General features: G+C 43.8%; 16 protein-coding genes. 11 read left to right on the top strand and 5 right to left on the bottom strand.

What is annotated here, in order from left to right:
- Positions 1 to 14: 14 nt before the first annotated feature.
- A complete protein-coding gene (gene pdxR / locus LCM00_RS19950; protein ID WP_224905314.1) occupies positions 15 to 1415 on the bottom strand; it encodes a MocR-like pyridoxine biosynthesis transcription factor PdxR in 1401 nt (466 codons plus the stop codon).
- A 109-nt stretch (positions 1416 to 1524) separates the two neighbouring features.
- On the opposite strand from pdxR, the gene LCM00_RS19945 reads away from it, so the two are divergent.
- Positions 1525 to 2226, top strand: a complete 702-nt coding sequence (locus LCM00_RS19945; protein ID WP_224905312.1) for an aspartate/glutamate racemase family protein — start codon at positions 1525 to 1527, stop codon at positions 2224 to 2226.
- 712 nt (positions 2227 to 2938) lie between these two features.
- On the opposite strand, the gene LCM00_RS19940 is transcribed toward LCM00_RS19945, so the two are convergent.
- Complete coding sequence (locus LCM00_RS19940) at positions 2939 to 4726, bottom strand: ABC transporter ATP-binding protein (protein WP_224905310.1); 1788 nt, start codon at positions 4724 to 4726, stop codon at positions 2939 to 2941.
- 8 nt (positions 4727 to 4734) lie between these two features.
- The gene (locus LCM00_RS19935; protein WP_224905308.1) at positions 4735 to 5421 is read right to left on the bottom strand and encodes a rhamnogalacturonan acetylesterase; all 687 of its coding nucleotides are present in this window, start codon (positions 5419 to 5421) and stop codon (positions 4735 to 4737) included.
- A 295-nt stretch (positions 5422 to 5716) separates the two neighbouring features.
- Between LCM00_RS19935 and LCM00_RS19930 the strand changes: the two genes are divergently transcribed.
- The 5 genes from LCM00_RS19930 to LCM00_RS19910 all read left to right on the top strand — a co-directional run bounded on the left by LCM00_RS19930 (position 5717) and on the right by LCM00_RS19910 (position 12840).
- Complete coding sequence (locus tag LCM00_RS19930) at positions 5717 to 7939, top strand: helix-turn-helix transcriptional regulator (RefSeq protein ID WP_224905306.1); 2223 nt, start codon at positions 5717 to 5719, stop codon at positions 7937 to 7939.
- A 470-nt stretch (positions 7940 to 8409) separates the two neighbouring features.
- The gene (locus LCM00_RS19925) at positions 8410 to 9558 is read left to right on the top strand and encodes a glycoside hydrolase family 88/105 protein (protein ID WP_224905304.1); all 1149 of its coding nucleotides are present in this window, start codon (positions 8410 to 8412) and stop codon (positions 9556 to 9558) included.
- Positions 9539 to 10870 carry a glycoside hydrolase family 28 protein gene (locus tag LCM00_RS19920; RefSeq protein ID WP_224905301.1) on the top strand — a complete coding sequence of 444 codons (1332 nt, stop codon included), beginning with the start codon at positions 9539 to 9541 and terminating at the stop codon, positions 10868 to 10870. The genes LCM00_RS19925 and LCM00_RS19920 overlap by 20 nt, the downstream gene beginning before the upstream one ends.
- A complete protein-coding gene (locus LCM00_RS19915; RefSeq protein ID WP_224905299.1) occupies positions 10867 to 11769 on the top strand; it encodes a dienelactone hydrolase family protein in 903 nt (300 codons plus the stop codon). Before LCM00_RS19920 ends, LCM00_RS19915 begins: the two co-directional genes overlap by 4 nt.
- A gap of 306 nt (positions 11770 to 12075) precedes the next feature.
- The gene (locus LCM00_RS19910) at positions 12076 to 12840 is read left to right on the top strand and encodes an NAD-dependent epimerase/dehydratase family protein (protein ID WP_224905297.1); all 765 of its coding nucleotides are present in this window, start codon (positions 12076 to 12078) and stop codon (positions 12838 to 12840) included.
- A 201-nt stretch (positions 12841 to 13041) separates the two neighbouring features.
- On the opposite strand, the gene LCM00_RS19905 is transcribed toward LCM00_RS19910, so the two are convergent.
- Positions 13042 to 13911, bottom strand: a complete 870-nt coding sequence (locus LCM00_RS19905; RefSeq protein WP_009791026.1) for a carbohydrate ABC transporter permease — start codon at positions 13909 to 13911, stop codon at positions 13042 to 13044.
- Between the two features lie 448 nt (positions 13912 to 14359).
- Here LCM00_RS19905 and LCM00_RS19900 point away from each other — a divergent pair, with 448 nt between their 5' ends.
- From LCM00_RS19900 to LCM00_RS19880, 5 genes are all read left to right on the top strand, one after another.
- On the top strand, positions 14360 to 15241 hold the full coding sequence (locus LCM00_RS19900; RefSeq protein ID WP_224905415.1) for an ABC transporter permease: 882 nt from the start codon (positions 14360 to 14362) through the stop codon (positions 15239 to 15241).
- 36 nt (positions 15242 to 15277) lie between these two features.
- A complete protein-coding gene (locus LCM00_RS19895; protein ID WP_224905295.1) occupies positions 15278 to 15949 on the top strand; it encodes a YesL family protein in 672 nt (223 codons plus the stop codon).
- 51 nt (positions 15950 to 16000) lie between these two features.
- Positions 16001 to 17521 carry an extracellular solute-binding protein gene (locus tag LCM00_RS19890; protein WP_224905293.1) on the top strand — a complete coding sequence of 507 codons (1521 nt, stop codon included), beginning with the start codon at positions 16001 to 16003 and terminating at the stop codon, positions 17519 to 17521.
- A 100-nt stretch (positions 17522 to 17621) separates the two neighbouring features.
- Positions 17622 to 18638, top strand: a complete 1017-nt coding sequence (locus LCM00_RS19885; protein ID WP_224905292.1) for a pectinesterase family protein — start codon at positions 17622 to 17624, stop codon at positions 18636 to 18638.
- A 259-nt stretch (positions 18639 to 18897) separates the two neighbouring features.
- On the top strand, positions 18898 to 19839 hold the full coding sequence (locus LCM00_RS19880; RefSeq protein ID WP_224905290.1) for a pectinesterase family protein: 942 nt from the start codon (positions 18898 to 18900) through the stop codon (positions 19837 to 19839).
- Between the two features lie 64 nt (positions 19840 to 19903).
- Here LCM00_RS19880 and LCM00_RS19875 read toward each other — a convergent pair whose 3' ends face one another.
- Positions 19904 to 20701, bottom strand: coding sequence for an alpha/beta hydrolase (locus tag LCM00_RS19875; RefSeq protein WP_224905288.1), 798 nt, complete (start codon positions 20699 to 20701; stop codon positions 19904 to 19906).
- Positions 20702 to 20950 lie beyond the last annotated feature (249 nt).

Here is a 20950-nt window from a genome sequence, read left to right as displayed (position 1 = left end):
CTTTCCCTTTTTTTTTACTTTTTTAGGAAGCTCCTGATTGCTTTCTCCAGCCTCGCTATACCTTCCTCGATCCTGTCAGGCGTCAAGCTGCCGTACCCAAGCACAATCTTATTACTATGATGGCCTTTCATGATGCTGTAATCCTCTACAGGATATACCCGGACAGAATGGCTGAAGATCCAATCCAGCAGCTTTTCGTCAAAAACAGTGGAGGGAAATTCGGCAACCAGGTGCATCCCTGCCGCATGCCCCCAAATCCTGCAGTCAGGAAAATGGTTTTTCAAGCTGTCCACTAAAGCCTGACGCCGCTGCTTGTAGATTCTCTTCATCTTCCTGATATGCTTGTCAAAATGGCCGTCTTTCAAGAAACGGGCCAGAATCAGCTGTTCTATTCCTGAATGATGGCGGTCGGAATACCATTTAAGCTTCTTAAAGTCTGCCAGTAAATCAGCGGGCAGGACAGCATAGCCAATTCTTAGACCAGGAGAAAGAATCTTGCTGAAGGTCCCGACATAAATGACCCTCTCAGGATCCAGTCCCTGAATGCTGTGGACCTGAGAACCTTCATATGTGAACTCGCTGTCATAATCATCTTCGACTATATAAGTGCTATGTTTCCTCGCATACTCGATCAGCCTGATCCTTCTTTGAATGGTCAATGTACTGCCCAGCGGAAATTGATGTGATGGAAGTGTAAAAATAAAGCCTGGAGGCTCATCCTCAGGAAGATGTTCGGGCTTAAGGCCTTTTTCGTCTACAGGGATAGGGTCCAAAACAGCTCCATGATAGGTGAAAATATTCCTCATTTCATCCGTAACAGGATCTTCGACTGCTATGGATTGCTTGTTTTTGACCAGCAGTCCTGTTATAAGCGAAAGCGCCTGTGTGGCACCGCTGGTAATGACAATTTGTTCGGCCGTGCAGTTTACACCGCGTGTATGAAACAGGTATCTGGACAATTCCTCCCTAAGCTCCGGCATGCCTGACGAATCATGATACCCAAATGCCTGTTCAGCAGCTTCAGAGCATACATCCTTTGCCAGCCTGCCCCATACTTTTCGTGGAAAATGATCCATGGCCGGGGTGGAAGCTTTGAAGTCTATGATTTCCTCTATTGAATCTGGCAGCTTCTCCTTTTCTTCCCGTGGATGGGCCGTTTCTGACGGCAGAAAGGCTGCACCAGCAGCTATGTATGTCCCTGACTTCGGCCGGACTTCCAGGTACCCTTCTGATGCCAGCTGATCATAGACTTCCAGTGTGATATTACGGGAGACATGCAAAGAGGCTGCCAGCTCGCGTGTCGAAGGAACCTTTTCTCCTTCCTGCAAATCTCCATTTAAAATATATGTTCTCAGCTTCTCATAAATCTGCTGAGTCAATGTTTTTGTGCCTTCCCGATCAATTTGAAACCACATGAACATCTCTCCAATCCTCTAACTGGTACTATAAAAGCAGTTGAATTGTGGCTCTTTTTCCATCCAGTATAACATGTTATCTTTACAGTAACATTAGGAGGGTGATCACATGAAAACAATCGGATTAATCGGAGGAATGAGCTGGGAATCAACAAGCGTGTATTACTCATATATCAACCGCCTTGTTCAAAAAGAATTAGGAGGACTCCATTCAGCCCGCTGCCTGCTGTATTCTTTTGACTTTGAAGAAATCGCTGCCCTGCAAAGAAGCGGAGATTGGGAAATGGCAACTGAAAAAATGATTGAAGCAGCCAAGTTCCTTGAAAAGGGAGGAGCAGACTGCATTGTCATTTGCACCAATACCATGCATCTGATGGCTGAAGATCTGCAAAAAGCCTGTAAAATTCCAGTTATACATATTGTAGAATGTGCAGTGGAGGAGATTAAGAAACAGGGCATAGATTCTGTCGGCTTGCTTGGCACCAAATTCACAATGGAGCAGCCTTTTTATAAAAAAATCCTTGAGAAAAACGGCATTGAGGTTCTCGTTCCAGAAGAAGAAGATCGGGAACTGGTTCATGAGGTGATTTTTGGGGAATTATGCAGGGGTGAATTTAAGGGAGAATCAAAAACTGCGTACCTCGATATCATTAACAGGCTGGAAAAGAAAGGCGCCCAGGGAATCATCCTCGGATGCACGGAAATTCCCCTGTTGATCAGCCAGGAAGACTGCCGGCTGCCTTTATTCGACACAACCTTTATACATGCATCAAAGGCAGTAAGATTTGCACTGAGTCACTCTGAGAGATAGTATGGAGAGCCAGTCGGTGCATGATGGCATACAAAAGAAGCTGTTCATGTATAGAAAAGGGCCCAATCAATGCACGACTGCAATTAAGAGAAGCCGCTCATGTATAGAAAGAGGCCTAATCGATGCATGACGGCCCTCAAGAGAAGCCGCTCATGTATAGAAAGAGCCCCAATCAATGCATGAATGGCACTAAAAGAAGCCACTCATGTATAGAAAGAGCCCCAATGAATGCATGACGTGCACCAAAAGAAGAAGCTCATGTATAGAAAGAAACCCAATGAATGCATGACGGCCCTCAAAAGAAGCCGCTCATGTATAGAAAGAGGCCCAATCGATGCATGACGTGCATCAAAAGAAGCCGCTCATGTATACAAAGAAGCCTAATCAATGCATGACGGCCCTCAAAAGAAGCCACTCATGTATAGAAAAAGGCCCAACCAATGCATGACGTGCACCAAAAGAAGCCGCTCATGTATACAAAGAAGCCTAATCTATGCATGACGGCCCTCAAAAGAAGCGGCTCATGTATAGAAAGAGCCCCAATCAATGCATGACGTGCACCAAAAGAAGCCGCTCATGTATACAAAGAAGCCTAATCGATGCATGACGGCCCTCAAAAGAAGCCGCTCATGTATAGAAAGAGCCCCAATCAATACAAGACTATCACCAAAAAAAGCATTTCATGTTTAAAAGCGTCTTCCCCAAAAAAATTTTACATCTGCAGCTGCTTCAACTCATAAAAGCTCCCTTGCTGATGCATCAGCTCCTCATAGGTGCCGAACTCTATGCATCGGCCATCCTGGATGACGGCGATTTTGTCGGCGCTGCGGATGGTGGAGAAGCGGTGAGCCACGATAAAAGTAGTGCGGCCCCTGGTCAAGGTGTCCAATGCTTCCTGGATTTTTTTCTCAGAGTGGCTGTCAAGGGCCGAGGTTGCTTCATCAAGGATGATGACCTCCGGATCGCGGATCAGTGCTCTGGCTATGGATATTCTCTGACGCTGTCCGCCGGAGAGCTTATCTCCGTGTTCACCTATCCGTGTGTCGAGTCCGTCAGGAAGTTTCTTGACCACGTCCCACAGATTTGCGGCTTTCAAAACCCGCCTCAATTCTTCCTCGGATACCGAGAGCCTGCCATAGGTTATATTTTGCCGGATGGTTCCTGAAAAAAGAATCGTTGATTGCGGCACAACCGCGAGATGGTTGCGGAACGATCTTAGATCGATCTCAGACATATCATGTCCGTCCAGAAGGATCTTTCCTTCGCTCGGCTGAATAAAGCCAATCAGCAGATTGAGAATCGTTGATTTGCCGGAGCCGGATTCACCGACAAAGGCGATGGTTTCGCCTTGTTTGATCTCTAGGGATATATCCTGCAGGGTGTTTTCATAGGCACTGGGATATCTGTAGCTGACATGCTGGATGGAAAAGCTGCCGTTCACCTTTTTTAGCTTCGGTTTGTTTTCGTAATTTTCCACCTCTCCAGCGGTCAAAATTTCGCCGATTGAGTTGACTGACTCCAGTCCCTTGGCAATCGTCGGTATCAAAGTAATCATGCCGGATACCGAGTTTACTACAGTTGTAAAATAGGTCTGGTACATGACGACTTCACCCGGTGTGATAGAGCCGCGATAGGCAAGGATGCCGGTGAAGACCAGGCAGATGATCTGGAAAATCTGGAAGCTTGCCCAGCTGACTGAGCCGAATAAGGATTGGATGATGTCCAGGTGGAAGCCTTTTAATAAAATTTGCTGAAAGCGGTGGTTAAGGCGTTTGACCTCCTGCTTCTCCAGGGCATGCGCCCTAGCGATCGGAACAAGTTCAATCATTTCAATGACCCGGGCAGAGGTTTCCTCCATTTCCTGCCTGAATTCAGAATTCGAGTTTTTTATTTTTTTCCGGAAAACAACAATGATAAGAGCGGAAATCGGAACGGTAAGAATAAAAAATAAAAAGACGACAGGGCTGTTGTAGAGTGTGATGGCAAGCGCTACGATCAGATTGATAAATATATTCAGGAGGCTCACAAAAACCTGGGAGGACAGAGTTTGGACCGCTTCAACGTCGCGCATGATTTTCGACTGCAGCCGGCCTGACTGCATTTCCTTCTGGTAGGGGATGGAGAGCTCCTGCAGTTTTTTGATGAGCGATGCACGCAGGCCGGATTCAACGCTGCGGATCGCATAGCTGTGCAGCTTTGTATGATAATAGTTTGATATGATATTCTGCAGCACAAGGATGATCATCACGATGGCATTGAGATAGATGGTGCGGATGCCGTTTCCCCCGTGATTGGTGGCTGCATTGATGACATTGGCAATGGCGATGGGCATGACCCATGCAGGAATATGCTTGATCGTGAATAGGACGGCAGAATAAAACAGCTTTAAAGCATGGCCTTTATAAAGACCCAGCAGCACTTTAAGGGAATTCTGCTGATTTTGTTTATAAATATTTTGTATAAAAGAGTCCTCCAAAGCATTCCTCTCCTTAATGCCCATGTTAGCTGCTATTTCAGCAGGTTTTTTAATGGCAGATTGCTTTCTTTGATCTTTTCAGCAATTAAACGCGCTACTGCCTCGGCGCCTTTTTCATTGAAATGGGTGTTATCTTCAAGTCCATCCGGATAATTCGGTGATTCACCTGGAGCCAGATGCAGGAAGTAAGAGGCTGATTCCCTATGTCCCATGCTATTAAAAAAATCACGTGTGGCTTTGTGGATGTCCAGGAGCGGCACCTGATTTTTTTCGGCAAACTGCTTCATGGCTTCAGGAAAATCCCCGACTGACAGCTCATCAATGGTATCGCCGCCGTCATACTTTCTCCTTGTGACGGAAGTGAAGAGCACAGGATGAGCTTGATTCCTTCTGGCGGTTTCCACATACTCCAAAAGGTTTTCCTGATAGTCGCCATAGGGATGAGTTCCGCGTTCCGGGTCCTCTGTTTTCTGGTCGTTATGCCCAAACTGGATGATCAGGTAATCGCCTGGAGAGATGCTGCTTTCAATAGAAGCCAGATGTCCCTGGCTGATGAACGATTTTGTGCTTCTGCCATTGATGGCCCGGTTATCCAGGACAGCCCCCCTTTTGAGGTAATGTTCAAACGGTTCACCCCAGCCGGTTTCCGGCCGCTTCTCAGGCAATTTGACAGCGGCAGTAGAGTCGCCGGCGATAAAAATGGTGGTTTTTTGATCCATAATCATGCACTCTCTTTCCGGTAAATTTACCAGTCCGTCAATATGTTAACGTTAACATTTTTAGGGTAAGTTGAAAAAGCCACTATATTAATAGATCATATTATGCTATCATCTATTTAATGACGGACAAGTTCGAAATTTCTGTATATTTATGTTAACGCTCACATTATATAAAACCGGCTATCAGAAAGTCAAACAAATTGAAGCAGGCATCTAATCATTTCGTTTGATTCATTTACAGATTGTTGATAACGCTTTCATTCATGATATGGCGGAAAACAAGGAGTTGAACATTTTGAGGAATGGCAGAGTGTTTTACAAGCTGTTTATCCCGTTCTTTTTATTGGGGATAGGTCTAGTGGCAGGCTTCAGCATTTTTATCTATAACTCGACTTACAATTCAGTTGAGGAAAGCTTCCTAAAGGATAAGGAAAGCTACACCAAACAAATTCTGCATAATGTCGAGCAGAAGGTCAGGACCATTGAATATGGCTATACCGCCTACAGCTCTACAGCAAGCTTTAAGGAAGTGTTCACAAGGCCGCTTTCAGGCAGGGACTTTGAGGTATACCAGGATATCATCAAAGAAATGAGCTATATAGAGATGATGGGAATCGAGGGCAGCAAATACAGGCTCATCAGCCTGGCGGAAAAATGGGGAATCGTTAATGAATCTTTAAAGAAGCTGACCCCTGAAGAATATAAAGCGTATAAGGACCAATACATAAATGAAAATGACCGGAATCTCTTCTGGAAGCCGACGGATGAAGGCATAGAAATGGTCATGACACTCCCGATCTATCAGCGCGAGAAATTTGCCCTGGGAATTGCCAATATCCCGAGAAGGAGCATTGATCAAATCGTCGGGGAAAAAGATAACAGGGTTGAAATTTATAACAGTCAGGATAAGCTCTTATATTCCAGTTTGAATGAGGGAAGCAGCCTGTCAGAAACAAGCTTTAATGAGGTGAAAGCTGCCGCCGGAGCAGGGGGGGAGAAAGCGGAAGTCTATAAAGCTGAAAACGGAAAAACGTATGTTTTCCTTGAGGCTGATTATAACCATTGGCTGTATCTTGTGGAAATCAACGAAAACGAAATCGGAAGCATCATTCACAATACAAGGCTGGGGCTGATTCTTGCTTCTGTCATATTAATCCTTCTTGTTGGCGGCATATCCTATCTTTTGGCAGACTCTTATTCCAGGCCAATCAAAAAAATCCAGGATAGATTGTCACAGGGCGGGACCAGCCGTGAGCAAAATGGGCTTTCCTTCCTTGCTGCCTCTGTCGACCGGATCGTCGATCAGAATGAACTGCTCACTGAAAGCTTATCTAAGCAAAAGCCGGAGCTTGAAACATTGTTTGTACTGAGTCTGTACAGGAAGCGAATTGCTGAAAAGGATATCCAGCACAGGCTTGAGCAGTTTGACTATCATTTTGGGGCAGACAAGGTCTTTTATACCGGTCTTATCCAGATTGACCATATGGACGGCGGGCAGAATGCAGATAAAGATATCTTCCTGCTGGCAATCAATCATATTGTGCGCGAGGTCGTCCCGAAGGAGGAAAGGCTGATTCCGATTGTTCTCAATGATGAGATGCAAGCGACGATCTTTGCCTGCGACAATGAACAGGAAGCTGAACGCAGGATCATGATGTATTACGAGGAAATCCAGGAAAAAGTAAAGGAAACGCTCAATTTAATTGTAAGCGTTGGCGTCAGCCCGGTGTATCATTCACTGATCGACAGCAAAAAAGCAGTGGATCTGGCAAAAGAATCGCTTCATTACCGCGTAAATGTCGGGCCTGAAAGCATCATATTTTACCACGATATTTCCTCGATGCTGAATGATTCTTCTATTTCCAAATTTCCGATCGAATTGCACAATGAATTGATGAGTGCAATCCGCTCCGGCAGGGAGGAAGAGGTCCGGAACCTGACAGGTTTGCTTGTCGATGAAATTTTCAGGCTGAACAAAAACCGGATCAGTCTGGGTGTCACACTGGTCAGGGTTATCAATGATCTTGTCCAATTAGGACAGCTGCTTGGGGCGGAGTCGAATATCTTTGAAAATATCAAGAAGCTCTACCAGACAGCCATGAATGCCTATTATCCGGAAAAAATCAAAGACATGCTATTCCAGCAGCTGATTCAGCCGGTCATCATCAGTACACAGAGCAACACTGAGCAGGGCTTCAAAAACATATCCGATAAAATTGTCTATATTATCCAAAGTGAATTTGACCAGGAGATTTCCCTCGAAATCATTGCTGACAGGCTTCATTACAATCCGAATTATTTAAGCAATGTGTTTAAGAAGGAATATGGGGAGAATTTTGTTGATTATTTAATGAATTACCGGCTTCAGATGGCCCAGATGTGGCTGAAGGAAACAGAAATGACTGTTAAAGAGATAGCCGAAAAGCTGCAATACCGGAACTCGCAGAATTTTATCCGCTTTTTCAAAAAGAAATTGGGTAAGACTCCCGGGGACTACCGGAAGGAGTACCGCCGATAATAGAACAGCGCAAAAGCTTCTTTCTTTTGAAGAAGCTTTTGTTATGCTGCCACTGTAACTGAGCTTACCAGTAACTTTTATAAAAAAATTTTTGCACATACGCAATCCGCTAAAAGATATCTGTCTGCCATCATGGAAGGCTTCACCTTATAAAACAGCCTATATATATAAACAGTTTCCCGGCTTAAAAGTATCATTATTACGCAAATATATCTTGAATCCTTGATTTATCAGTATTTGTAAGCGTAATCATAAAATGATTATATACGGAATTTTCTTGCTTTTAGTATTCTTAAAGTACTGTTAGCCAGAAGGTCACACTTTGCCAAAAACGCTGCCAAGCACGAAACGCGCAGTGTAATGAAAGAAGAATATAAGGAAGCACAACGCAGCCGGAAAACAGAGATGGAGGCTAAGCAAAACTCTATGTCAACTTAAAACCGCAGTTAGAAACTGGAGGGATTTTACAGATGCAGGATAGAAGTTGGTCTGTCAGGACAGCCGATTCCATTATGGAGAGAACTCCCTTATTGTTCGAAGACAAGGGCTATAATGGCAAATGGGCATATGATTATGGTGTGGTTCTAAAAGGATTCGATCTCGTATGGAAGAGTACCGGAGACCGGAAGTATTTTCAGTTTATAAAAGAAAATATGGATCACTTCATCAATGAAGACGGCTCCATCAACCGGTATGAGATGGAAGAGTACAATATTGACCATATCAACAACGGGAAGCTGCTGTTTGTTTTATATCGCGAAACAGGAGATGAGAAGTACAAAAAAGCAGCCGGCCTTCTCCGCAGGCAGCTGGAAACACATCCGCGCACCTCAGAAGGCGCTTTTTGGCATAAAAAGATCTATCCCTATCAAATATGGCTTGATGGTTTATATATGGCTGCCCCTTTTTATGCGGAATACCAGAGGGCATTTATGGATGGAGAAGGGCTTGAAGATATCATCAGCCAATTCAAGATAAGCTTCAGCCATTTATTAGATGAAAAAACCGGACTGCTTTATCACGCGTGGGATGAGAAAAAGGAGCAGCCTTGGGCAGATAAAGAAACGGGTCTGTCGGCCAATTTTTGGGGCCGTTCCATGGGCTGGTATCTGCTTGCGCTCACTGATGTGCTGGAGGCCATTCCTGAGGGCACTGCAGGAAGGGGCTTTCTTGTCACAACGCTTGAAAATACGCTTGAAGCGCTGGTCAGCTATCAGGATGAAGAAAGCGGTGTGTGGCATCAGGTCGTCGATAAGCCAAATGAAAAAGGAAACTACCTCGAATCATCCTGCAGCAGCATGATAGTCTGTGCAATTGCCCGGGGAATCCGGCTGGGGGTCCTCGATCGGGAAAAGTGGGAATCGCAGCTGCAAAAATCCCATCAAGGTCTGCTGGATGAATTTGTTCTTTTGACAAAAGATGGCTGGGTGAATTTGAACAAAAACTGCCAGGTGGCAGGTCTCGGCGGCCCGGATAAGAGGGACGGGACATACGCCTATTATATTAGTGAACCGGTTACCTGCAACGACCAGAAAGGGCTTGGGGCATTTTTGCAGGCAGCGGCTGAGTTTGAATATCTGATGAACAGGAGCGTTGATCATGGCAGTCTATCATATTAGCGAATATATAAACGGGAATGCCGGACTTGCAACCGAAGGCATCCAAAAGGCAATTGATGAAGCCTATCAGAATGGCGGAGGCAAGGTGGTGATTCCAGCCGGCGAGTTCCTCACAGGCGCATTATTCCTTAAAGATAATATTGAACTTCATCTGGAGATTGGCGCCCTTTTAAAATTTTCCGACAAGCAGGAGGATTATCCGGTAGTAACATCGCGCTGGGAGGGTGTTAAGCGTGAGGTGTACGCATCGTGCCTGTTTGCAGAAGGAGCGAGGAATATTGCTGTAACAGGATTTGGCACGATTGACGGTAATGGAATGGAGTGGTGGGATGTTTTCAGGAACCGCAGGGAGGAGCTGAAATATCCGCGTCCGAAGCTGATCAGCTTTGACCACTGTGAGCATATTACACTGCGAGATGTACGCCTGATCAACTCTCCAAGCTGGACAGTGAATCCGATCTGCTGCCAGGATGTGACAGTCGATAACATTAGCATCCTCAATCCTGCCGACTCACCTAACACGGACGGAATCGACCCGGAATCATGCAGGAATGTAAGAATCAGCAATTGCCATATTGATGTCGGGGATGACTGCATTGCCATAAAGTCGGGCACAGAGGATACCGAAGAAAGAGTATCCTGCGAGAATATCACAATTACCAATTGTACGATGGTCCATGGCCATGGAGCTGTCGTGTTCGGCAGTGAAATGAGCGGAGATATCCGCAATGTGGCAATCAGCAACTGCGTCTTCCAGGATACAGACAGGGGAATCCGCTTTAAATCAAGGCGCGGCCGCGGCGGGGTCGTAGAGGATGTCCGTGTCGACAATATTGTAATGGAGGGTGTCATTTGCCCATTCATTATCAATCTCTACTATTTCTGCGGACCGCGCGGGAAAGATCAATATGTTTGGGACAAAAATCCATATCCCGTTACAGCTGAAACCCCTATGTTCCGCCGCCTCCATTTTGCCAATATTACGGCGAGGAATGTGCACGCGTCAGCCGGATTCATATACGGCCTGGCAGAACAGTATGCGTCCGATATTACGTTTAGCCAGATTGATATTTCACTTGCCGAAAATGCCGTACCAGGCAAGCCCGCCATGATGGCCGGGATTGAGGATATGGCGAATCGCGGCTTTTATGTCGGCTTTGCGAGGGATGTCCTGTTCAGCCGGGTGACGATTGGAAATCATGAAGGGCCAGCCTTCCATATAGAACACAGCGAGGATGTTGAAGTCATCTCCTGCAAATCAAGGAACACAAAGGAAGGAGAAGAGCTGGTCAGGGAAGTGGCGGCAAAATGACAGCTGCAGATAAACGCCGGAAGCTTCTGAACCTGCTGGGTGACCGCTCTGTTCCAGAAAATAATGAGCACCAGGTGCTGATGATTGAGAAAAGGCAGGGTTATGTTCTGGAAACATTGATGCTGAGCCTGAATGGCCTGGAAACAGTGCCGGCCTATTTTGCAAAGCCTCTTAATGCCTCTGCCCCTTTGCCTGCTGTCATTTACTGCCATTCTCATGGCGGGAATTTTGACAACGGTAAAGACGAGCTGCTGACAGGCAGCCCATACCTGGTTGAACAGCCTTTTATTGAAGAGATCACCGGGCTGGGATTTGCCGTTTGTGCCATAGATATGTGGGGCTTCAATGAAAGACAAGGAAAGCAGGAAAGCGAATTGGTCAAGGAGATGCTGCTGAAGGGCCAAACATTGTGGGGGATGAGGATTTTTGACAGCATGTCCCTGATTGATTATCTTCAGAGCCGCCCGGATGTAGACGGAGAACGCCTTGCCTCCATCGGGATGTCGATGGGCGGACTGATGAGCTGGTGGCTCTCCGCCCTGGACGAAAGGATCAAAGTATCAGTTGATATTGCAGCACAGGTGCATATCGAAACACTTATCGGCAAGCGCGGCCTTGACCATCATGGCTTCTATTATTATGTCCCTGGTCTGCTGAAGCATTCTTCTACTTTAGCTGTCCAGGAGCTGATTGTACCGAGAGCACGCCTTAGCATGATCGGCAAGGATGACCGCCTATGCCCGGCAGAAGGGGCTGTATTTTTGAACAGCCGCCTGAAGGATTTTTATGAAGAGCAGCAGGCTCCCGGGAATTGGGAAGGACGGATCCTGACAGGCGGACATCAAGAAACGAAAGAAATGAGAGAATTATGGAAAGCCTTTTTAATAGATCATCTGTGAACATCTCAAAAAAGATTTCAATAGAATGACATACACTTCGGACTTGGGCAATCGGCCTTTTGCGGTCCTGAGTAAGAAAGGCTTAAAAAGAAAGGGTATCGGAATAAACTATTCCGGCCTTTTTTTTTTTGCCAGCAACTTCCCGGGCCTATTGTCTGTTTCTCTATTTTACATATGTTTAAAACAGCATCCGCCTAACTGCCCGCTCACAAGCTAGCAAAGATTTCCTGCAAATAGGAATAACGAATGTATGGAAGGGTAATTTAAATAAAATTACAGCGCTTACATGAACAGGAGGAGAAACGGATGAGAAAGAAAATCACCCTTGTTGGCGGTTCGGGTACGATTGGCACGATCTTATATAACGGCCTTAGCTCCAAATACGATATCGTCATTCTTGATAAAAATAAACCTGAACAGACAGCAGCGTTTATTCAAACAGATGCTGCAGATTATGAGGACCTTGTGGAAAACATTCCAAAGGATACCGATGTGCTTGTTAATCTGCTGACAATCAAGACAGACAATGATCTGGAGAATCTCAAGGAATTCCACATGATGACCAGCATCCATTTTATCGCTTCATTTTATATCCTCCATGCTGCCGCTTCTCTCGGAATTCCCAAAGTCGTATTTGCAAGCAGCAATCATGCAGCTGATTATTATGAAAAGGATGGCTATTCTTCTTTGGGCAGAGAGATCACACCGCAGGATTTTCCTATATCCATAGGGCTGTACGGTGTTTTAAAGTATGCATCTGAAGGCATCGGGCGAATCATGGCCCGTAATGAGAACAATGGCCTTTCAGTGATCAATTTAAGGATCGGAAGCGTTCATCCAGATGAAAAGGAAGCCGTTAAGGATGATGACAGGCTGCACAGAACTCTCTTATCACATGAAGATGCTGTACAGCTGTTTGATCTGGCCATCCAGTCGACTGTTAAAAATGGCACCTATTACGGTGTGTCAGATAATCCTGACAAACCATGGTCTACAGAAACAGCCTGGAAAGAGCTTGGGTTTGTCTCGAAGAAAAATGCAAAGCAGGTATTGAAAGAGAGTCATGAATAAACCAAGGAGGCTGGTCCCGGAAGGGGGGCCAGCCTTTTAATATGGCACTTGAAATTAAAATGGCCTATGTCTGGCTGGAGGAATCTGATTGTATGACCCTGATTAATATTAAAGCAAAAAAAAGCAGCTGTAACAGCTGCTTTTTTTTGTTTTTATGCTTCTTATTTCATTGAAAATTGCAGGTATGCCAGGGAAAGGTTTTTAAGCCTTAACAGAACCAACCATTGCTCCTTTAACGAAGTATTTTTGCAGGAATGGATAAACGATAAGCATTGGAACAGTTGCAACCGTTATAACAGCCATCTTAACGGTTTGAGCAGGAGGTACAACATCTACTGCAGAAGAGTCTGCCTGCATGCCGCTTGATACGATAACAATCTGGCGAAGCAATACTTGAACCGGCCACTTATTGGAATCAGTCAGATAAAGGATGGCGTTTGTATACTGATTCCAATATGCCACCGCATAGAACAAAGAAATGGTAGCGATCGAGGGAAGCGATAATGGAAGCATGATTTTAAAGAAAATCATCAAGTCGTTGCATCCATCCACTTTAGCTGATTCTTCCAGGCTATCAGGAATGGCTGAAAAAAAGTTTCTCATGATAATAAGATTAAATGCATTAATCGCGATCGGCAAAATTAAGGACCAGTACGAGTCGATCAAGCCAAGGCTCTTTACTACTAGATAGGTAGGAATCATGCCGCCGCTAAATAACATTGTAAATACTACAAGAAAATTAATTGCACTTCTTCCTGTTAGATACCTTCGTGACAATGAATAGGCCATAAAAGCTGTTAAAACCATACTGACAAATGTTCCGACTAATGTTACGAGAATGGAGACAGTCATACTTTTAAAAATCGTTGGTGTCGAAAAGATATACTCATATGCACTCAGTGAAAATGTAGTAGGGAACAGGATGAAGTCTTTAGCCACCATCTCTTCTGTAGTTGCGAACGAGCTGGCAATTACGTTAATAAAGGGAATTAGGCAGGCTAAGGCGATGAGCAGCAGGATCGCATGGTTAACAAAGTCAAATATGCGATTCCCAAAAGATTTGTCGTGCATTTGAGAATCCCTCCATAATGAAGTTAATTTTTTCTTGTGTTAACTATATCAGCATAAAAAATGGTACGTCCATAATCATTTTCCACCACCTTGTAATATGGACAGGATGGAACAAAAATTGAGTTCTTTTGTCACTCTGCAAGAATTCTCAGGTAAATACTCATTTACAAAAATGGATAATCATTTTATATGATTGATGCCGGAAAGCGCTTTCATATCAGCCTTTTCAACTCCATCTAACTGAATGATTGTAGACGTTATACCTGTTTTTTTATACCTTTAAATTGTACTCTGAAACACAAAAGCCAAAACTTAATAAAAAATCTTTAAGAAGGAGGAATTTCTGGTGAGAGAGTCCGTTACTGTTGCAGAGGATCAGCAAAGTGTATTACCGGGTCTCAATAAGAAAGCAGTCAAAAAGTCCAGGAAAAAGACTTTCGCTGGCATTATGCGAAATAAGTGGCTGTATTTAATGATGATTCCCGGTATCTTATACTTTGTTATCTTTAAATACCTTCCTATGGGAGGAATCATAATCGCCTTCCAGGACTATCAGCCATTTTTAGGAATAGCGAATAGTCCATGGGTTGGCTTGAAACATTTTGAGCGGTTATTTACTGAACCTACATTCTTTATGCTGCTTGGGAATACGCTTTTGCTATTTGCATTAAATTTATTCATTTTCTTCCCAATTCCCATATTTTTGGCACTTATGTTAAATGAGGTGAAAAATAAATATTTCAAAAGCGGTGTTCAAACGATTATTTATATACCGCACTTTATGAGCTGGGTTATCATAGTTTCCATTTGTTATGTATTTTTAGCGCAGGACGGCGGAGCAATCAATGCATTAATTGCTGGCATGGGCGGAGAGAAAATACCTTTTCTGACAGATGGCACATGGTCAAGGATCATTTATATCCTTCAAATCATATGGAAAGAAATGGGCTGGTCCACCATCATTTACTTAGCAGCTGTAACGGCAGTGGACCCAGGGTTATATGAAGCGGCCAAAATGGATGGTGCGAGCCGGCTCCGTCAAATTTGGCACATTACATTACCGGCTATCCGGCCAATTATTATTATTATGCTGATTCTAAAAATTGGCCAAACTTTGGATTTAGGGTTTGAACATGTTTACCTGCTATTAAACTCTATCAACAGAGAAGCAATGGAAATATTCGATACCTATGTATATACAGCAGGTATGAAGAACGGACAGTTAAGCTTCAGTACCGCCGTAGGATTATTTAAAGGTATTGTCGGTCTGATTCTCGTCGTTGGCGCGAACCGGTTTGCTAAAAAATTTGGTGAAGAAGGTCTATATTAGAATCAATATTTTAACAGGGGAGGTCCCGATGATCTTATGAGCAGGATTGGAGAACGTTTTAACAACTTTTGCATCAATCTACTCAAGCTGGTTTATATCCAGCTGTTATGGTTCTTATTCACCTTTCTGGGATTAGTAGTATTGGGGATTGGACCTTCTTCTTACGCAATGTTTACCGTACTGAGGCAATGGATTAGAGGCAACAAGGATTTTCCCATTTTTAAGGCATTCTATCGTGCATACAGGGCAGGTTTTAAAGAAGCTTCAGTAATCGGCCTTCTTTACACAGCAGGAGGAATGATCCTTTACGTTGACCTGCTGTATGTAGAGTCGCAGGTATTAAGAGGTCTGCTGACTGTAATCGGTGTACTTTACTTCATTTCATTAACCTACATTTTTCCTTTATTGGTTCACTATGATTGGAAGAGTGTCACGCTGAAGCTGAAGTGTTCCCTGCTGTTCGGCATTTCGTATCTGCAATATACCTTGATGTTATTTGCTGCTCTCGCTGTGGTCTATTTTATTCTTTTAATGTTCATTCCAATAACGGTGGTTCTCTTCGGAGTCAGTATAGGAGCTTATATCATAATGTGGACGGCCAATCAGGTGTTTAGAAGAATAGAATTGCAGGCAGATGCGATAAATGATCCCATTGAAGGAGGTGGTGAGGCTAACACGCCTTCTCTAAGCAAGAAATTTAGCCAGTAGATTAACTTTTGCTTTTCTCTATAAATTTTTATTATCTAGGAGGATGTAAACATGGCGAAATCCAAAAAGTTTGGAAAAGTCTTAGCAGCCGGCACTTTATTGGCCTCATCACTAATTCTGGGTGCTTGCAGCAAGGAAGATGAGGCAAGCAGCACAAAAGCAGCTGTTGACTCGGACGGAAAAGCAAATATCAGCTGGAGCCCTATCCTGTATGTAGCAACAGCTCCAAACGATGTGATAGAGAAGAAAATTGAAGAAGCGACAAATACCAATCTTACATTTAATTGGATCCCGGATGCTACTAAAGATGAGCGGCTGATTGCGTCCATTGCTTCCGGCGAATTGGATGATATCATTTCTTTGCCATCTACTCTTGTAACCAATTCATCAGTCAGACAGGCATTGAAATCAGGTGTATTTTGGGAAGTGAGCAAATACCTCGATGATTATCCGAATTTGAAGAAAATCTCTGAGGATCGCCGCACAGCAGCTTCTATCGAAGGGAATCTATACGGTGTTCCATTTCAAAAGGATTTCGCCCGCGGCGGTGTGCTGATCCGAAAAGACTGGCTCGATAATCTTGGCATGAAGGTTCCTGGGAACCTGGATGAGTTGTTTGAAGTGGCGAAAGCCTTTACTGAGGATGATCCTGATGGGAATGGCAAAAAGGATACGTTTGGCTGGAGTGACCGGAATGAGCTGAGATACGGCAGCTTTAAAACACTTGCTTCTTACTTTGGTGTACCAAACGGCTGGGCAGTAGACGACGATGGAAAATTCACACCAGAGCATGAAACAGATGAATATATGGAAACGATGAAATATTCAAGAGAACTATACAAAAATGGATATCTTGATCAAGACTTTGCCGTTACTTCAAAAGATGATCAGCTGCAAAAATTTGCTCAAGGCAAAGCAGGTATTTATGCAGGTCTAATAAGTATTACACAGTTAAAGAATCTGGCTGAAGGAATCAATAATAATGTGGCAATCGTTCCGCAGAATAAAATTGCCGGCCCGGACGGTGAATACCGTATTTGGTCTGAAGGCAACGGTGTTAACGGATTGCTGGCGTTCCCTAAATCAGCTGTTAAAACAGAAGAGGAATTAAAAGCAGTCCTCCAATTTGTTAACGATTTAATAAATGAAGACGTTTTCATGCTGATGACGGGCGGTATAAAGGAAACTCACTATACCATTGACGATAATGATGCCTATACCTTCTTGGATAATGAACTGTGGCAAAAAGAGGTTCAAGGCTTCTCAGGCTCCAGACCAAGTGAAATTACTTATAAACTAACTGACGCTGATCCTGATAAGCAATTGGTAAATGAGATGATTTCAGAAAATGACGAATTTGCAGTCATGGACCCATCTGTTCCGCTTGAGTCACCAACTGCCAGTGAGAGGGGTACAGAACTTCAAAAACTGATCATCGATGCCACGATCAAGTACATCATGGGCGAAATTGATGATAAAGGATTTAAAGCTGAGGTCAAAAGATGGAAAGAATCAGGCGGAGACCAAATGAAGAAAGAATACGAAGAAGCCTATGAAAAATCAAACAAGTGATAACAAGCTTTAATATGAGGTCCTTCCTTTATCATGAAGGAGGGACTGTTCCTGTTTTTTGTTTAATGCCTTTTTTAAAAAAACTTACAGGGTGATACAAATGATTGTTGCACAAGACGGGACAGGTCAATTTTTAACGATTCAAGAAGCTATAGACAGTATTCCGGAAGATAACAGCAGCCGGATAAATATTTATATAAAGAATGGCGTGTACAAGGAAAAGCTCGATATCAATAAGCCGTCAGTATCCCTGATCGGAACACACCGGGATCTGGTGAAAATTACTTTTGATGATTATGCGGATAAAATATTAGATAGCGGCAAAAAAATGGGTACATTCGGGTCTTATTCCTGCATTGTTACCGGTGATAGGTTTTTGGCTGAAAATATCACTTTCGAAAATAATGCAGGCAAAGGCAGTGAGGTTGGACAGGCGGTGGCCATGTATGTGGATGCCGATCAGACTGAGTTTCACAATTGTGCTTTTTTAGCCAGGCAGGATACTGTGTTTACTGCTCCTCTTCCGCCAAAGCCGATTGAAGGCAGTTCGTTCGGCGGGCCGCGTGATGGATTGGAAAAACGGCATTGCCGCAGCTATTTTAAGCACTGCTGCATAGAGGGCGATGTGGATTTCATTTTTGGTTCGGCAACTTCTGTTTTTGAAGATTGTGAAATTCATAGTTTGGATTTGAACCGAACAGATGTAAATGGCTATATCACAGCTGCATCCACCCCTTTTGACCAGGATTATGGCTATGTTTTTATCAATTGCACCTTATTAAGTAAGGCAGCAGCCCATACCGTCTACTTAGGAAGGCCTTGGCGTGATTATGCCAGGACAGTATTTATCAATACATGGATGGGTGAGCATATTAAATCTGAAGGCTGGCATAACTGGGATAAACCCCATGCGGAAAACACAGCATTTTATGCTGAGTATAACAGCCACGGCCCGGGCGGCTGTATGGACAAACGGGTCAGCTGGGCAAAAATCCTGACAGATGAGCAAGTTAAAGAATATAAGCTTGAAAACATTTTTGGATCTTTGAAGAGCTGGCCAACTTTGGGGACCGCCTTACAGCACAGCGGGCTAAATGAGCCTCACAAAAATGATTAAGGACATCTTACACTAGAAAAGAAATGAATATAAAAGGCTGTGTCAGCGGGATCAATTATTTCCCGCTGTTTTTCTTATCTTCATAAGTTAACCTCAAAGATTAATTAAAGAACCTTACTCGGTGACTGAATAAAAGACCAGAACTGAAGCTGGCATAAAGAATTTCGCTTTGCAAAGTAATAACTTTTGTCATCCAACGGCCTAAAAAATCGGGTTAAATATGCGAAATGAAGAATCCAGGAAAAGGAGTGGTGAGATAGTGGCTTTAAAAGAAAGCATAACAAAACCATTAAAAATGACTGTAGCCAAAGACGGAAAAGGTGCATATAAAACCGTTCAAGAAGCGATTGATTCTATTCCGGCTGATAATAAAAATAAAGTGGAAATTTTTATTAAGAATGGAGTATATAAGGAACGAATCGCAGTTCCGGAAAATAAACCATTTGTGACGCTGATTGGAGAAAGTGTCGACCACACAATCCTCACTTATGATAATCACGCAAAAATGATGTCCCTGGATGGCGGTATCATTGGAACACGCAATAGCGCAAGTGTATTCCTTTACGCGGGGGATTTTACAGCCAGAAACCTTACCTTTGAAAACTCATTCAATCCAAAACGCATGGAAGAGGAAACACAGGCGGTAGCTGTCTATGCCAGCGGTGAAAGAATGGGATTTAACCAGGTGCGGTTTCTGGGAAATCAAGACACACTTTACCTGAAAGAGGGGTCTCAGTATTTCAGCGGGTGTTATATTGAAGGTGATATTGATTTTATTTTTGGAGGGGCAAGAGCAGTTTTCGAAGAATGTGAGATCTTTTCTTTGAATAGAGGGTCTTCTGCAGAAAACGGATATATATCAGCTGCAAGTACCCATAAAAATGAGCCATATGGATTCCTGTTTTTAAACAATCGATTTACAAGCTCAGCGGCCGAAGGAACGGTCTATCTTGGAAGGCCATGGCACCCTGGCGGGGATCCGGATGCCATAGCAAGCGTCATATTCAAAAATAATTATCTTTGTGCCCACATTCATCCGGACGGCTGGACTGACATGTCAGGCTTCAGTGCCAAAGATGCAAGATTTTATGAATATAAGAATGAAGGACCTGGCTCAAATACCAATAGGCCGCAGCTTACAGATGAAGAAGCTGAAGCAGCCAGCATCGAGGCTGTGTTAAAAGGGTGGAATCCGGAATAGAGAAAAAGGGAGCAGTCTGAAAATGACTGCACCCTTTTTAAAAGGATAATATCGATACATATTCTTACTGACAAAATGCATGCTGAGCGAGCCATACAGCACAAAGCTCAGTCCATTTGCCTGCAGCATGGTTGTCGCCGACAAGTCCTAGGCCATGCCGTCCATGCGGAAAAACGTGTAACTCATATGGCACTTTTAATTTGCTCAATAATGATGCATATAAGAGGCTGTTTTCAACAGGAACAGCTGCATCATCGGATGTATGCCATAAAAAGGTCGGCGGCGGAAAAGTTTTATTACCTTCACGTTCGCAGGATAACAAAGCCCTGATTTCCTCATTGGGCTGGTCCCCTAGAAGATTAGTCATCGATCCTTCATGATAATGCTCTAATAATGATATGACCGGATAGCATAAAACAGCTAAATCCGGACGGCAGTTTTCTAAGTCAATGTTATCCCATTCTTTTGTTGTGCGCAGATGTGACAAAGTCGAGGCACTGGCAGCTAAATGTCCGCCAGCCGAAAACCCCAGGACTCCTATCTTTTGCTTGTCGATATTCCACTTTTCAGAGTGGTGCCTTACAAAGCGTATAGCCCGCTGCACATCTGCTAAAGGAACTGGATGCCTGTAGGGAGCTACCCGGTAATGCAGTACAAATGCTGAGATGCCAAGAGAGTTTAGCCATTTGGCAACCGGTTCTCCCTCATGATCAGCTCTATGGTGGTACCCCCCTCCGGGACATACAATCACTGCACTTCTGCTGGTATTGTTACTTGCAGGATAGAAAGCAAGAACAGGCTTATTATCCTCATCTCCAGACTCCAGAAAGGGAATCTTTCCTGTCCACAATGAATAAATCAAAAGGTAGTCCTCCTAAATTAATCGTTTGGAAAAGAACGGTACAATACACTTGCCGCAATTAAATTATATAGTAATTATTAACATAGAAGAATAATCATTATTTAGTATCGTGGATGTTATTCTGCTTTTTCTGTAATCGTCAACCCAAAAGTTGACCATGTCGCTCATATAAAAGTTGACCACCCTCTTGTTATTTCGAGTACGTCTCTTTGAGACGATAGCTTTCTCCATTCATAGGGATGATATGGG

Origin of the sequence: Bacillus infantis (assembly GCF_020171945.1) — a bacterium.
GTDB lineage: Bacteria > Bacillota > Bacilli > Bacillales > Cytobacillaceae > Bacillus_AB > Bacillus_AB infantis_A.
Note: the sequence above shows the minus strand (reverse complement) of the source record. Positions and strands in the feature narration are given on the sequence as shown.